This window comes from Parafrankia sp. BMG5.11 (assembly GCF_004337455.1).
Window position 1 is genome coordinate 230,953 of sequence record NZ_SJXI01000014.1, and the last position, 15,683, is coordinate 246,635.

The 15,683-nt window shown below is 65.4% G+C and carries 13 protein-coding genes; all 13 read left to right on the forward strand.

What is annotated here, in order from left to right; translation table 11 throughout:
* Window positions 1–84: 84 nt before the first annotated feature.
* Entirely contained in the window at window positions 85–1,287 is a 1,203-nt protein-coding gene (locus tag E0504_RS09730) for a hydrolase (protein ID WP_207912429.1), read from the forward strand.
* Window positions 1,284–2,300 carry an arginine N-succinyltransferase gene (locus E0504_RS09735; RefSeq protein ID WP_131623465.1) on the forward strand — a complete coding sequence of 339 codons (1,017 nt, stop codon included), beginning with the start codon at window positions 1,284–1,286 and terminating at the stop codon, window positions 2,298–2,300. The genes E0504_RS09730 and E0504_RS09735 overlap by 4 nt, the downstream gene beginning before the upstream one ends.
* A 10-nt stretch (window positions 2,301–2,310) precedes the next feature.
* Window positions 2,311–3,561, forward strand: coding sequence for an N-succinylarginine dihydrolase (locus E0504_RS09740; protein ID WP_131623467.1), 1,251 nt, complete (start codon window positions 2,311–2,313; stop codon window positions 3,559–3,561).
* Window positions 3,562–3,679: 118 nt separating this feature from the next.
* Entirely contained in the window at window positions 3,680–3,922 is a 243-nt protein-coding gene (locus tag E0504_RS09745; protein ID WP_131623469.1) for a hypothetical protein, read from the forward strand.
* A gap of 96 nt (window positions 3,923–4,018) precedes the next feature.
* Window positions 4,019–4,333: a hypothetical protein gene (locus E0504_RS09750; RefSeq protein ID WP_131623471.1), complete on the forward strand. Its 315-nt coding sequence runs from the start codon at window positions 4,019–4,021 to the stop codon at window positions 4,331–4,333.
* 73 nt (window positions 4,334–4,406) lie between these two features.
* Window positions 4,407–6,338: a bifunctional diguanylate cyclase/phosphodiesterase gene (locus E0504_RS09755; RefSeq protein ID WP_131623473.1), complete on the forward strand. Its 1,932-nt coding sequence runs from the start codon at window positions 4,407–4,409 to the stop codon at window positions 6,336–6,338.
* A 176-nt stretch (window positions 6,339–6,514) separates the two neighbouring features.
* Entirely contained in the window at window positions 6,515–7,477 is a 963-nt protein-coding gene (gene mdh / locus E0504_RS09760; protein ID WP_131623476.1) for a malate dehydrogenase, read from the forward strand.
* Window positions 7,474–8,364, forward strand: a complete 891-nt coding sequence (sucD, locus tag E0504_RS09765) for a succinate--CoA ligase subunit alpha (protein WP_131623478.1) — start codon at window positions 7,474–7,476, stop codon at window positions 8,362–8,364. The genes mdh and sucD overlap by 4 nt, the downstream gene beginning before the upstream one ends.
* 77 nt (window positions 8,365–8,441) lie before the next feature.
* Complete coding sequence (locus E0504_RS09770; protein ID WP_131623480.1) at window positions 8,442–11,288, forward strand: 2-oxoglutarate dehydrogenase E1 component; 2,847 nt, start codon at window positions 8,442–8,444, stop codon at window positions 11,286–11,288.
* A gap of 9 nt (window positions 11,289–11,297) precedes the next feature.
* A complete protein-coding gene (odhB, locus tag E0504_RS09775; RefSeq protein WP_131623482.1) occupies window positions 11,298–12,563 on the forward strand; it encodes a 2-oxoglutarate dehydrogenase complex dihydrolipoyllysine-residue succinyltransferase in 1,266 nt (421 codons plus the stop codon).
* Entirely contained in the window at window positions 12,563–12,904 is a 342-nt protein-coding gene (locus E0504_RS09780; protein ID WP_131623484.1) for a hypothetical protein, read from the forward strand. Before odhB ends, E0504_RS09780 begins: the two co-directional genes overlap by 1 nt.
* Window positions 12,897–14,300, forward strand: a complete 1,404-nt coding sequence (gene lpdA / locus E0504_RS09785; protein ID WP_131623486.1) for a dihydrolipoyl dehydrogenase — start codon at window positions 12,897–12,899, stop codon at window positions 14,298–14,300. Before E0504_RS09780 ends, lpdA begins: the two co-directional genes overlap by 8 nt.
* Window positions 14,301–14,345: 45 nt before the next feature.
* The gene (locus tag E0504_RS09790; protein WP_131623488.1) at window positions 14,346–15,674 is read left to right on the forward strand and encodes an amidase family protein; all 1,329 of its coding nucleotides are present in this window, start codon (window positions 14,346–14,348) and stop codon (window positions 15,672–15,674) included.
* Window positions 15,675–15,683: the final 9 nt, after the last annotated feature.

Below are 15,683 nucleotides of genomic sequence, written 5' to 3' on the forward strand. Positions count from 1 at the left end.
GCGGCGCCTATGGCCAAGCACGCAGCGCAATGCAACATCGCCCGGGTTGGACGGCGGCGCCGACCTCGCTAGGAGCGGTTGCAGATGAAACAATTGGCCGAACACTTCGCCGGCGCCTTCGATGCGTCAGAGATGCTGACCCAGGCGCGGGCCTGGAGTGCGATCAACACCGGCACCGCTAATCTTGAAGGGCTGGCGCAACAGGCGCTGGTCCTTGCCGATGCCTTCGCGTCGCTGCCCGGAGAGGTCGCCCTGATGGAGCCGGCACCAGTGACGGTCGTCGATGCGGCGGGTGACGAGATGCAGAAATCGCACGGGCGGCACCTCGTGGCGCGGGTCCGGCCTGACGCGGACCGCCGCGTCCTGCTGACGGGCCACATGGACACTGTGTTTCCCCCGGATCACCCGTTCCAGCAGCAGCGGGATGTCGATAACGACACCGTGAATGGCCCCGGGCTGGCGGACATGAAAGGCGGCATCGCGGTTATTCTGCATGCCCTGCAAGCATTTGAGCGCACCGACGGCGCGCAGGCGATCGGTTATGACGTCATGATCAATTCGGATGAGGAGACCGGTTCGCTGTCCTCGTCCGCGCTGATCGCCGAACTCGCACGGGGCAAGCATGCCGCTTTGACGTATGAGCCATCAGCCCTGCCCGACGGCACCCTCGCCTACGATCGAGGCGGGAGCGGGAATTTCAGCATCGTGGTGACCGGCAAATCGGCCCATGCCGGGCGCAACCCGCACGAGGGCCGCAACGCCATTGTCGCGGCGGCCGATCTCGCGGTGCGCTTGAAGGCGCTGGGCCATGGCGAACTGTCGGTGAACCCTGCCCGGATTGAGGGCGGATCGGCGAACAACGTGGTGCCGGATCACGCGGTCCTGCGGTTCAACATCCGGCCCAAGACTACGGAGTCGGCAGAGCTTTTCGGTCAGGAACTCAATGCGTTGCTGGATGATGTGAAGACCCGGCACGAGGTGACGCTGGCGCTCCATGGCGGGATCACCCGTCCGCCCAAACCCGTCAGCTCCCAGGCGCACAAGTTATTCAACCTGGTCCGCGAGTGCGGTGCGGAACTGGGGCAACCGATCGGCTGGCAATCATCGGGCGGTGTTTGCGATGGCAACAACATCGCGGCCTGCGGCGTGCCGGTGGTCGATACGATGGGCGTGCGTGGCGGCGCGATCCATTCGCCTGACGAATTCATGATCGTGTCCAGCCTGGCAGAGCGGGCGGCGCTCTCGGCACTGGTACTGAGCCGCCTGGCTTCAGGAGACCTGCGTTGACCTTCAGACTGCGCGCGGCGCATCCCGGCGATCTTGAACCGATGTACGAGATGGCCAAGCTGACCGGCGGCGGGTTCACCAATCTGCCGCCCGACCGCAAGGCGCTTTCCGACAAGCTCGAGCGGACCGAGGCTGCGTTCCAGCGCGGCGAAGACACGCTGGCCGACGAACAGTTCGTGCTGGTGCTGGAAGACAGCGACACCGGCGATGTGCGCGGCACGTGCCAGTTGATGACCCAGGTCGGGCAGCGCTGGCCGTTCTATTCCTATCGCCTGAACACGCTGACCCAGCATTCGCAGGAACTGCAGCGCACCGTCCGCGCCGACCTGTTGAGCCTGGTGACCGATCTTGAGGGATCGAGCGAGGTCGGCGGGCTGTTCCTCCATCCCAGCCAGCGCGCCGGAGGGTTCGGCCTGCTGCTCGCCCGCAGCCGGTACCTGTTCATCGCGATGCACCGCGAAAGGTTTGCCGATCGCATTTTGGCCGAACTGCGCGGGATCATCGATGAGCGCGGCGGCTCGCCTTTCTGGGACGGGGTGGCGGGCCGGTTTTTCGGGATGACGTTCCAGGAAGCGGACTACTTCAACGCCATCAACGGTAATCAGTTCATCGCCGACCTGATGCCCAAGCATCCGGTTTATGTCGCGATGCTTGACGAGGACGCGCGCACAGCGATCGGCGTGCCGCACCCCAGCGGGCGCGCCGCCATGCGGATGCTGGAAGGAGAAGGCTTTCGCGCGGATGGATACGTCGACATCTTTGACGGCGGCCCCACGATGACCGCCCGCACAAATGAAGTTCGGTCGGTGCGCGACGCCCGTCCGGGCAAGGTGATCAATGCCAACCTCGATATCGGAGAGCGGGCGATCCTCGCGACCGGCACCCTCGGCACCTTTCGCGCTGCGTTCGGCATGCGCGATCTGCACCCTGACGGGACCATCGAGATCGATCGCCTGTCAGCGGCCTTGCTCGGTGTCGGCGAAGGGGACGAGGTGTGGAGCGTCCTGAGATAGGGCCGAAATCATGCGACTGACCGAGATCAACTTTGACGGGATCGTGGGGCCCAGCCACAACTACGCCGGGCTCAGCCTTGGCAATCTGGCGGCGACGGCGCATTCGGGCGACGTCAGCCACCCCCGCGCCGCGGCGCTGCAGGGGCTCGCCAAGATGCGGCACAACCTTGCGCTGGGACTGGCACAAGGGTTCCTGCTCCCCCTCCCTCGCCCGAACGGCGAATACCTCGCCCGGCTCGGCGCGGAACCCGCTACGGCGCGCGGCCTCACCGCTGCCGCGTGGTCCGCATCCGCGATGTGGACAGCCAATGCTGCGACGGTCAGCCCGGCACCTGACACAGCCGACCAGCGCTGCCACCTGACGCCTGCGAACCTGGTGACCATGCCGCACCGGGCGCAGGAATGGCCGGACACGGCGCGCCAGCTGGCGCTCGCGTTTGCCGATCCGGCCCATTTCATCCTGCACCCACCCATTCCGCCGAGCTTTGGCGATGAGGGCGCCGCCAATCACATGCGCTTGTGCGATGGTCACGCGCAAGCGGGGGTGGAGATCTTCGTCTACGGGCGAGCTGGTGGCCCCTTCCCCGCGCGCCAGCACGAGCAGGCGAGCCGGGCGGTGGCGCGGCTGCATGGCCTGGACCCGCGGCGCACGCTGTTCATCGAGCAGAATCCTGCCGCCATCGCCGCGGGCGCGTTCCACAACGATGTGGTCGCGGTCGCCAATGCACGGGTGCTGTTCACTCACGCCGAAGCGTTTGCCGAACCCGACCGGGCATATCTGGCAATCCGCGAGGCATTTCCCCAACTGGAACTCGTCGAGGTGCCATCGTCCGCCGTTTCGCTCGCGGAAGCGGTGCGGACCTACCTGTTCAACGCTCAACTGGTTACCTTGCCCGACGGCGAGACCGGCCTCATCGTTCCCATGGAATGTATCGAGAGCGCAGCCGTCTCCGCATGGCTTGCGCGAATGACCGACGGGAATGGTCCGATCCGCCGCGTGCTGCCCGTGGACGTGCGCCAGTCCATGGCGAACGGCGGCGGGCCGGCCTGCCTGCGCCTGCGCGTCGTGGCCGACCCCGCCGTTGTCGATCCGCGTTTCCTTTTGAACGAGGCGAAGGCCGCGTTGATCGAAGGCGTAATCGCGCGCAGCTGGCCCGAGCAGATCGATCCGGCGGACATCGGCAACGAAGCGCTTGCAGCCGACGTTATCGCCGCGCGTTATGCACTCCTGGATGCGCTGGACCTGCACGAACTGGGTTAACGCGCTGGACGAGCGCTTGCGCGCGTTTACATTCTGCGAACCATGACCCTTGCGGGTGCGACCAACCGGCCGGGGCACGGATGGGTTGGTTCCGCATTGTTAGAGTGTGCAAAACGCGATGCTGCAGAAGATCAAACGCCTGTTCGTGATCAAGACTCGGTTCGAGGCTTGTCTGATCATCTACGCCCTCGCCTTGGGCGCGATCGAGCGGGGATCGGCCTACCTGACGCAGTTTCCCGGTTGGGGCGGCAAGATGCTGTTTCTGGCCGCGACCGGGTCGGTGTTCCTCGCCGGCGCGAAGATTTTCGATTGTCTGCGGTTCGAGAAGGAAAAGCGCGAGGCTGAGCACGCCGCGACCTGAGCGTGCCTCTGGTCAACATCCTCGTAACCTTCTCACCGAACCAAGCATTAGGAGCGGCCTGCTAGCGGCGCGGCTGACTAACCGCAGGATCGCTTCATGTCCGTCTTCTTCGCCGCCGCTCGCTCTGTCGCCGCCTCGCCCGTGGCGCGGGTCCTGGCGCGCCGCGCCGTCCCGTCAGCGGCGAACGATACGCATGACGCTGACGCCGGGCAGCAGGAGGTGTTGCACGCCGCGCTGCGCCACTTCGCCGTCCATGGCCTGGGCGCCGCGCAGGCGGCTTACGCTCACGCCGAGCGGGCCCGGCAGATCGGTGACCATCCCGCGGGCGACCGCTGGGCCGCCATCTGCCGCACACTCGACAAGCGGCTCGGCGCCGAACTTGCCAACCACTATTCCACGGGGCGTACGTAAGCCCTGCATTAACCACGTGGTGAGAAGTTCCGGCTAACGCATTGCCATGGGGTCGAACGTGGCGGTCGGGTGGATGCGGTTCATCGCACAGTGGTTCGATCGCGGCGATGCGCTCGACGATCAGGTCCGTCGCACGCTGGTCCGGAAACTCTATGCCCAACCGATCACGGCGGCCGTTGGCACCTTAATTGCGGTAATCTCAACCTGCGTCGCCGCTTCGGTCAGCCAGGAGGTGTGGCTCTACATCGGCTGCATGGTCTTGAGCTTCATCGCCATGTCGCGCGTCTGGCTGGTTTTGCGCCTGCCGCCAGACGATCGGGTGAGCACCAGCAAGCTCGAGCACCGCTATGCCATCGGGGCCGCCGCGTACGCCACTGTGCTGGGCAGCTTCACCGGCCTCGCGATCGTTCTGGGCACCGAACCCGGCGTGCAGGCACTGATGCTGGTGAACGCCATCGGTTACAGCGTGGGCGTCTGTGCCCGCAACGCCGGACGACCGGCGATCGCCCTGTCGCAACTGTCGCTCACCGCGCTGCCTCTGGTACTGGCGGCGCTGTGGGTTGGCACGCTGGCATACCTGGCGATGGCGATCATCGTGCTGCTGCTGGTGGGGACGATGTGGTCGATCGTGCATAACCTGTTCCAGACCTTGCGCAGTGCGATCGGCGCGGCCGAAACCAGTGCCCATCTGGCTGAGCGGATGCAGGTGCTTGCCCGGACCGATGTCGTCACCGGTCTTGCCAACCGCGCCGGCCTCAATCACGCGATGGCCGAACGGATGCCCACGCTGAGTGACGTGGGAGCGCTCGCGTTGTTCTGGCTGGACCTCGATCGCTTCAAGGAAGTCAACGATCTGCTGGGTCACCCGGTGGGCGACCAAGTCCTGAGCGAAGTCGCCAACCGGCTGCGCGAGAGCGCGCCTGCTGGCGCCACAATCGCCCGTTTCGGCGGCGATGAATTCATCGTCATGTGCCCGGTAGACGATCGCCATGCGTGTGAACGTCTGGCCTCGCAGGTGCTGGACAACGTGACCCGCCCGATGCGGATCGACGATGAGCGGCTGGAGGTCCCCTGCTCGATGGGCATCGCGATCCTGCCGGAAGATGCGGTGGACCTCGACAGCCTGATGCAGGCGGCGGACCTCGCGCTGTACCACGCCAAGGTCGGCGGCAAGAACCATAGCCGCTTTTTCGAAAAGTCGATGAGCCGCAACCTGGTGCGCCGGCGGGAGATCGAGGCGGAATTGCGCGCGGCCATCCAGCGGGACGAGCTATCGATCTTCTTCCAGCCGATCATCGACCTTGAAAGCGGCCGCATCCGTACGTTCGAGGCGCTGGTTCGCTGGTTCCATCCGGTAAAGGGTGAATTGAAGCCCGACGAATTCATCCCCGTCGCCGAAGAGACCGGCGTCATCGTCACGCTCGGCAACTGGATCACCGCGCAGGCGGCGCGGGCCGCGGTTCACTGGCCCGAGGACATCACCGTCGCGGTCAACCTTTCGCCGTTGCAGATCAAGGCGCCTGGCGCGGCACTCGGGATCCTGTCCGCTCTGCGTGAAGCTGGCCTTGACCCGTCACGGCTCGAACTCGAGGTGACCGAGCGACTGTTCCTCGACGACGATTTCGCGACGGCCAACTTCATCAACGACTTGTCCGCTGCCGGGGTACAGTTCGCGCTCGATGATTTTGGGACGGGTTACTCGTCCCTCGGCTCGATCAACAAGTTTCCGTTCAGCAAGATCAAGATCGATCGCAGCTTTGTCTCGGGACCGAACGTCGGCCGCAAGAGCCAGGCGATCATCCGTGCGGTGGCGGAAATGGGGACGCAGCTTGGCATGGAGATCGTGGCGGAAGGAATCGAGACCGTGGACCAGGTGGGAACCGTCAAGGCGAGCGGATGTACTCTGGGACAAGGGTACTATTTCAGCCGCGCGGTGCCCGATTATCTGGCTGCCATGCTGCTGGCGCAAGAACGCGAAACCGCGGGGCTCCGCGCGGCGGGCTGAACCGTTCTTGCAACTGCGAACCACTTGCAAAGATAACTGCTGGTCTGCCTGCCATTGCCGGTTGCATTGGCGACACCCCGCGCCTACGTCCGCCTCGAATTCAGGCGACCCCTGCCCGCGGGACGGGCTTTCGCCTTTGACGGCCGATCCCGCGCGACGGAAGGATTTGTTCCTAGATGGCTCGCAAGAAGATCGCGCTCATCGGCGCCGGGATGATCGGCGGCACTCTCGCTCACCTCGCCGCGAAGAAGGAACTGGGCGACATCGTCCTGTTCGACATCGCTGAGGGTATTCCGCAGGGCAAGGCGCTCGACCTCAGCCAGTGCGGTCCGATCGAGGGCTTCGACGCGAAGATCACCGGCACCAACGACTATGCCGACATCGCCGGGGCCGACGTGATCATCGTGACCGCCGGTGTCGCGCGCAAGCCGGGCATGAGCCGCGACGATCTCCTCGGCATCAACCTCAAGGTGATGAAGGCGGTCGGCGAGGGCATCAAGAACAACGCGCCTGACGCGTTCGTGATCTGCATCACCAACCCGCTCGACGCGATGGTCTGGGCGCTGCGCGAGTTTTCCGGCCTGCCGCACAACAAGGTCGTCGGCATGGCCGGCGTGCTCGACAGCGCGCGCTTCGCCACGTTCCTAGCATGGGAATTCGGCGTCTCGGTGCGCGACGTGAACGCGTTTGTGCTGGGCGGCCACGGCGATACCATGGTGCCGGTCACCAGCTACACGACCATCAGCGGCATCCCGGTCGATGACCTTGTCGCGATGGGCAAGTCGTCGAAGGAAAAGCTGGACGAGATCGTCAAGCGCACCCGCGGCGGAGGCGGCGAGATCGTCGCCCTGTTGAAGAGCGGCAGCGCCTATTACGCGCCGGCCACCAGCGGCATCGCGATGGCCGAGGCGTACCTGTACGACCAGAAGCGTATCCTGCCGGTCGCGGCTTACGTCGATGGCAAGTATGACCTCAACGGCCTCTACGTCGGTGTCCCGGCGGTGATCGGCGCCGGCGGGATCGAGGAGATCGTCGAGATCAAGCTGTCGGACGAGGAGAAGAGCAACCTCAAGGTCTCGACTGACGCGGTCGAGGAACTGCTCACTGCCTGCAAGAACCTTGATGGAGACCTCGCATGAGCATTCTGGTCGATCGCAATACGAAGGTCATCACGCAAGGCATGACCGGCGAAACCGGCACCTTCCACACGCAGCAGGCGCTCGATTACGGCACCCAGATGGTCGCCGGAGTCACCCCGGGCAAAGGCGGGACCACGCACATCGGGCTGCCGGTCTATGACACCGTGCGCGATGCCAAGCAGGCGACCGGCGCCACCGCCAGCTGCATCTATGTGCCGCCGCCGTTTGCCGCGGATTCGATCCTCGAGGCGATCGATGCCGAGGTCGAGCTGATCGTGTGCATCACCGAAGGCATCCCGGTGCTCGACATGGTACGCGTGAAGCGCGCCCTGACGGGGTCGAAGAGCCGCTTGATCGGGCCCAACTGCCCCGGCGTGCTCACCCCCGGAGAGTGCAAGATCGGCATCATGCCCGGTTCCATCTTCAGCAAGGGTTCGGTCGGAATCGTCAGCCGTTCGGGCACGCTCACCTACGAGGCGGTGCACCAGACCACGCAGGTCGGGCTTGGCCAGACCACTGCGGTGGGCATCGGCGGCGACCCCGTCAACGGCACCAACTTCATCGACGTGCTCGAACTGTTCCTGGCTGACGACGAGACCAAGTCGATCGTCATGATCGGCGAGATCGGCGGCAGCGCCGAGGAAGAGGCCGCCCAGTTCCTGGCCGACGAGGCCAAGAGCGGCCGGCGCAAGCCGGTGGTCGGGTTCATCGCCGGGCGCACCGCGCCTCCGGGCCGCCGCATGGGCCACGCCGGCGCGATCGTGTCGGGCGGCAAAGGCGGCGCGGAAGACAAAATCGCGGCTATGGAAGCCGCCGGGGTGCGCGTTTCGCCCTCTCCGTCCGAACTGGGCACCACCCTCGACGCGCTGTTGAAGGAACTCGCCTGACGGCAGGCTCCACGCGTCTCCTCCCCGGGAGCGGCGGGCCGGCTGGGGCATTACCTTACCGAAGGTAGGCAAACCCGATGGGTAACGAAGCACACGATTTCTCGCCGGCGCCGGACGAGTCCGGGCCGCAGCCCGGCCCGTCGTGGGCCAACGCGCGCTGGCCGTTGGTCGGCGGCGAGAGTGAGGACGAACTCACCCAGGCGCTCGATCCCACGGCGATGACGCTGGCCGTAAAGGCCGCGGCGGCGAAGGCCGGCAAGGTGCTGGACGACCAGGCGGTGGAGCAGGCTGCCGGAGACTCGATCCGTGCGATGCTGCTGGTGCGCACCTACCGGGTTCGCGGGCACCTCGCGGCAGAGCTCGATCCGCTCCACCTCAGCCACCGTGACCTGCCGGCCGATCTCACGCCTGAGTACCATGGATTCACCGGCGCCGCGCTCGAACGGCCGCTCTACCTCGGCGGCACGCTGGGTCTCGAATGGACGACCATGTCGGAACTCGTGCGCATCCTGCGCAAGAACTACTGCGGGCATGTCGGCTTCGAGTACATGCACATCGCCGACGTGGAGGAGCGCCGCTTCATCCAGGACCGGATCGAAGGCCCGGACAAGGTCATCACCTTCACCCCGGAAGGCAAGCGCGCGATCCTGTCGGCGGTGATCCGCGGCGAGCAGTACGAGGCGTTCCTCGGCAAGAAATACGTCGGCACCAAGCGCTTTGGCCTCGACGGCGGCGAAAGCATGATCCCCGCGCTGGAAGGCGTGATCAAGTACGGCGGCCAGCAGGGCGTGCGCGAGATCGTCTACGGCATGGCGCATCGCGGGCGGCTGAATGTTCTCGCGAACGTGATGGCCAAGCCATACCGCGTGATCTTTCACGAATTCTCCGGGGGCAGCGCGAACCCGGAGGATGTCGGCGGATCCGGCGACGTGAAGTACCATCTCGGCACCAGCACCGACCGCGAGTTCGACGGGATCAAGGTGCACATGAGCCTGGTCCCCAACCCCAGCCATCTCGAAGCGGTCGATCCGGTCGTGCTTGGCAAGACGCGCGCGCAGCAGGCTGTTCGCGGTGATCTGGAAAAGCACGAGCAGGTCCTGCCGGTGCTGATTCACGGCGATGCGGCGTTTGCCGGCCAAGGCATCGTTTGGGAATGCCTCGGGTTCTCCGGCGTGCGCGGCTACAACATCGGCGGCTGCATCCACTTCGTCATCAACAACCAGATCGGCTTCACCACCAGCCCGCAGTTCGCGCGCTCCTCGCCCTACCCGTCCGACGTCGCGAAGGGCGTCCAGGCGCCGATCCTGCACGTCAACGGTGACGATCCCGAAGCGGTGACCTTTGCATGCAAGCTGGCGATCGAGTTCCGGCAATGCTTCAAGCGCGACATCGTGATCGACATGTGGTGCTACCGCCGCTTCGGCCACAACGAGGGCGACGAGCCGAGCTTCACCCAGCCGCTGATGTATGCGGCGATCAAGCAGCACCCCAAGGTCAGCACGCTCTATGATGAGCGGTTGCAGCGCGAAGGGGTCACCAAGCCGGGCGATGCCGATGCCATGGCGGCCGAATTCAACGCACACCTCGAAGAGGAATTCGCCGGCGCCGCCGACTATCGCGCCAACGAAGCCGACTGGTTCGGCGGTCGCTGGGCCGGCCTCAGCAAGCCGAGCGATTCCGAAGAAGCGCGCCGAAACGTCGACACTGCGATCCCCAAGAAGCTGTTCGACAGCCTCGGCCGCACACTGACGACGGTCCCCGAAGGGCTGACCATCCACAAGACGCTCGAACGGGTGCTCGAGGCCAAGCGGCAGATGTTCGCCAACGGCGGCGGGTTCGACTGGGCGACGGCGGAAGCGCTCGCGTTCGGCAGCCTGGTGACCGAAGGGCATGGTGTGCGCTTGTCGGGCCAGGATTCAGGGCGCGGCACGTTCAGCCAGCGCCACGCGGTCTGGATCGACCAGAAGGACGAACACAAATACATCCCGCTGTGCCAACTGCCGCACGGCAAGTTCGAGGTCTATGACAGTCCGCTGTCCGAATATGGCGTGCTCGGCTTCGAATACGGGTTCGCCATGGCCGATCCCAAGAGCCTCGTGCTGTGGGAAGCGCAGTTCGGCGACTTCGCGAACGGCGCGCAGATCATCATCGACCAGTTCATCGCGGCGGGCGAAGCGAAGTGGCTGCGGGCCAACGGCCTCGTCCTGCTGCTGCCGCATGGCTACGAAGGCCAGGGGCCGGAGCATTCCAGCGCCCGGCTGGAACGGTTCCTGCAGCTATGCGCGGACGACAACCTCCAGGTCTGCAACATCACCTCGCCAGCGAATTACTTTCACGTCCTCCGCCGGCAGATGCTGCGCCCGTTCCGCAAGCCGCTGGTGATCATGACGCCGAAGTCGCTGCTGCGTCACCCGATGGCGCGAAGCGGCGCGGACGAGTTCGTCTCGGAAAGCCACTTCAAGCGCATCCTGTCGGACCGGCTGGACATCGCCGATGGCAAGGTCCGGCGCCTGGTGTTGTGCAGCGGCAAGGTGGCGTACGACCTGATGGCGCGGCGCGACGAAGCCGGCATCGACGATGTGTCGATCGTGCGGATCGAGCAGCTTTATCCCTTCCCGGGCGAGCCGCTGGCGGTGCGTCTGCAGCGCATGACCGGCCTTGAAGAAGTGGTGTGGTGCCAGGAAGAACCGAAGAACAACGGCGCGTGGTTCTTCGTGGAGAGCCAGATCGAAGCGGCCCTGCAACAGGCCGGGCACACCGGCATGCGGCCGCGCTATGCCGGGCGGACGGCGGCGGCCAGCCCTGCCACCGGGTTCGCCAAGCGCCACGAGCGTCAGCAGGCTGCGCTGGTCGCCGAGGCGCTGGGCCTGCCCGCTGACGATCCGATCGCACCCAAGACCGCCGCCGGCAAGAAGCTCGCCTGAGGAAAACAGATGTCCCAAGAAGTCAAAGTCCCCACGCTGGGCGAGTCGGTCACCGAAGCAACCATTGGCGAATGGCTCAAGCAGCCGGGCGATCCGGTGAAGGTCGATGAACCGATCGCCAGCCTGGAAACCGACAAGGTCGCCATCGAAGTGCCAAGCCCCGTTGCGGGCGTGATGGGCGCGCACGCCGTCGAAGTGGGCGCGACGGTCGAGGTCGGCGCGGTGATCGCGACGATCGAGGATGACGTCGCCGCGGGCGAAAGCACGCAGGTAAGCGTGCGCGAAGAGCCGCAGCCCGCTGAGCAGGCAGTCAACGCGCCGGCGTCGGTGACCACGCCGGCCACCGCTCCCGTGCAAGCCAAGGCCGCTGATCCCGAAGCCACGCAAACGCTCTCCCCCGCGGTGCGCCGCGCGGTGCTGGAGCACGGCGTTGATCCGACGCAGATCAAGGGCAGCGGCAAGGATGGCCGGCTGACCAAGGAAGACGTGATCGCCGCGGCGAGTTCGAAGAAGCCTGACAGCGCCCCCGCGCCGAGCGCGGCACCGGCATCGCCGTCGTCCGCTTCATCGGGCGACCGTCGTGAAGAGCGGGTCAAGATGACCCGCATGCGTCAGACGATTGCCCGGCGTCTCAAGAGCGCGCAGGACACCGCTGCGCTGCTGACGACTTTCAACGATGTCGACATGACGGCGGTCATGGAAGCGCGCGAGAAGTTCAAGGACACCTTCGCCAAGAAGCACGACATCAAGTTGGGCTTCATGTCGTTTTTCGCGAAGGCGGCATGCCTGGCTCTGAAGGACATTCCCAGCGTCAACGCCCAGATCGACGGCGAAGAGATCGTCTACTTCGATTACGTCGACATCTCGGTCGCGGTCAGCGCGCCCAATGGGCTCGTGGTGCCGGTGGTGCGCGATGCCGACAGCAAGTCGTTCGCGCAGATCGAGAAGGACATCGCCGACTTCGGCAAGCGGGCCAAGGACGGCACGCTGACAATGGACGACATGAAGGGCGGCACCTTCACCATATCCAACGGCGGGGTGTTCGGTGGACTGATGTCCACCCCGATCATCAACCCACCGCAAAGCGCGGTGCTCGGTCTGCACCGGATCGAAGATCGCCCTGTCGTGCGCGACGGACAGATCGTGATCAGGCCGATGATGTACATCGCGCTATCCTACGACCACCGCCTGATCGATGGTCGCGAGGCCGTCACGGCGTTGAAGACCATCAAGGAAGCGATCGAAGATCCGATGCGGATGCTGATCGACCTGTGATGAGCAAGCGCCGCGCTCTACCAGTCCGTCTGCTGCTCATCGGTTCGGCCGCGGTTGCACTCGCCGGCTGCGACGCCGCGACCCAGATTGCCGGCGACGCCGTCCAGGGCGAAGCACGCAACTTGGTGGCGGCGCAGTGCGAGCAAGTTGCCGGCGGTGCGGGCATCGTGGCCGGACGCATTGCCGAAGTCTGCCAATGCGCAGCCGAGACATTTGTGGCGGACGGCCGTCTGACGCCAGGCGAGATCAACCGCGAACGGATCGAGACGATCGTCAATGATTGCGCCGCCCGCACCCGTCCCCAAGGTGACGCGGCGCTCACGGAGGAAGCCAGTGGCTGACCACACTTACGACTATGATGTCCTCGTCATCGGCGCCGGGCCCGGCGGGTACGTCGCCGCCATTCGAGCAGCCCAGCTTGGCCTGAAGACGGCGTGTGCGGAAAGCCGCGATACGCTCGGCGGGACCTGCCTCAACGTCGGCTGCATCCCGTCGAAGGCGATGCTGCACGCCAGCGAGTATTTCGACGCGGCGAAGAACGGCACCATGGCCAAGCTGGGTATCGTGGTGGAGCCCAAGCTCGACCTTGAGACCATGCATGCGCAGCGGCGCGACGCGGTGAAGCAACTGACCGGCGGCATCGAGTTTCTGTTCAAGAAGAACAAGGTCGACTGGAAAAAGGGCCGGGCCACTTTTGTCGACGCGCATACCGTACAGGTGGGCGAAGAAACCGTCACCGCGAAAGACGTGATCATCGCCACCGGATCGACCGTGACTCCGCTCAAGGGGGTGGAGATCGATAACGACAAGCAGGTCGTGGTCGATAGCACCGGCGCGCTTGAACTGCGCAAGGTGCCCGAGAAGATGGTCGTGATCGGCGGCGGCGTGATCGGGCTGGAACTGGGGTCGGTGTGGCGTCGGCTCGGTTCGGAGGTGATCGTGGTCGAATTCCTCGACCAGCTGCTCCCCGGCATGGACATGGACATCCGCAAGGAAGCGGCCAAGATTTTCAAGAAGCAGGGCATGCAACTGATGCTGTCCACCAAGGTCACCGGTCTGTCAGTCGATGGCGAGCGCGCCACGCTGACCATGGAACCGGCCGCAGGTGGCGAAGCGACGACGCTGGATGCCGACTGCGTGCTGGTTTCCATCGGACGCCGGCCGAATGTCGATGGACTTGGCCTCGACAAGATCGGGCTGGAACTGAACCAGCGCGGGCAGATCGAAACCGATCACGACTTCCGCACGTCGGTCGACGGGGTGTGGGCGATTGGTGACGTCATCCCCGGCCCGATGCTGGCGCATAAGGCAGAAGATGAAGGCATCGCCTGCGCGGAGAACGTCGCCGGTCAGACCGGCATCGTGAACCACGCGGTCATTCCGGGCGTGGTCTATACCTGGCCAGAAATCGCTGGGGTGGGCCTGACCGAAGAGCAGGCGCGCGAACAGGGTGAAGTCAAGATCGGCAAGTTCCCGATGCTGGCCAACAGCCGCGCGAAGACCAATCACGAACCTGATGGCTTCGTCAAAGTCATCGCCGATGCGGCGACGGATCGGGTGCTCGGCATCTGGTGCATCGCCAGCGTTGCCGGCACGATGATCGCCGAAGCGGCCATCGCGATGGAGTTCGGTGCCACCAGCGAAGATATCGCATATACCTGCCACGCGCACCCCACGCACGCCGAGGCGATCAAGGAAGCGGCCATGGGCGTTCAAGGGAAGCCGATCCATATTTGACGCAGCGGCGTCGCGCGCGCATCCCATGCCCATGAGGGAGAGCGTATGATTCCGAAGCTGACCAGTGAGCCGGGTGCGATCGAGATCGCGGCCCAAATCCGTTCAGGCGCGCTGTCGCCGCTGGAGGCGGTCGACGCCGCCATTGCCCGCATCGAAGCGCTGGATGGCCCGCTCAACGCCGTGGTCGTACGCGATTTCGACCGGGCGCGACGGACCGCCAGCGCAATGGACGGCCAGGCTCACGAGGATCGGCCGCTGTTCGGCGTGCCCATGACGGTGAAGGAAAGCTTCGAGGTCGCCGGGTTGCCGACCACCTGGGGGCATCTGCAGTTCAAGGATCAGCTCGCGCGCCGCGACGCGCGCGTCGTCACGCTGCTTAAAGACGCCGGCGCGATCATCCTGGGCAAGACCAACGTGCCGCCCGACCTGGCCGATCTGCAAAGCAACAACCCGGTTTACGGGCGCACCAACAACCCGCACGATCACAGCCGGGTTGCCGGAGGATCCTCTGGCGGTTCGGCGGTTGCCGTGGCGACCGGAATGGTGCCGGCCGAATACGGCAGCGACATCGGCAGTTCGATCCGCAATCCCGCGCACTTCAATGGCATCTTCGGACACAAGACCACATTCGGGCTGGTCAGTCGTCGGGGCCACGGACACCCGGTGGCGGGCGGGCAGGACATGCACGATGGTCCGTTATCGGTCACCGGGCCATTGGCGCGTTCCGCCGACGACCTGGCGCTGTTGCTGGAAGTGACTGCAGAACGTCCCCTGCCACGGCGAGAGAAAGGCTTGAGCGACATGCGCTTCCTGGCGGTGCTCGACCATCCTGCCAGCGAGATCGACGCCTCGGTCCGCGATCCGATCGAAGCCGCGCTGACCGAGGTCGAGCGTGCCGGGGCGCGGATCGACCGGTCGAGCGAGCTGCTGCCCGATCTCGCCGAACAGCACGCCAACTACATGCGCCTGCTCAACGCCGCGATGGCGCGCGGGCAACCCGGGCCGGGCGGCCAGACGATCAGCCTGGCTGATTACTACCTGTTGCTCGATACCCAGGCGCGCAACCAATATGCATGGGCCGAACTATTCGCGGAATATGACTTCGTGCTCGCCCCGCCCCTGCCCTTCGTCGCCTACCCTCATGACGACACGCCGATCGGCGCACGGCGGATCGCAATCAACGGCAAGGACAGCGCATTTGCCGATGCGCTCGCCTGGGCGGGGCTCGCGACGTTCCCCAACCTCCCCTCGACGGTCGTTCCGGTCGGCGAAAGCGGCGGTCTGCCCTGCGGAATGCAGGTGATGGGCGCCGAATGGAGCGATCTGGACTGCATCGCGGCGGCCGGCGCAATCGGCGATCTGCTCGGCGCCTGATGGTGGCAT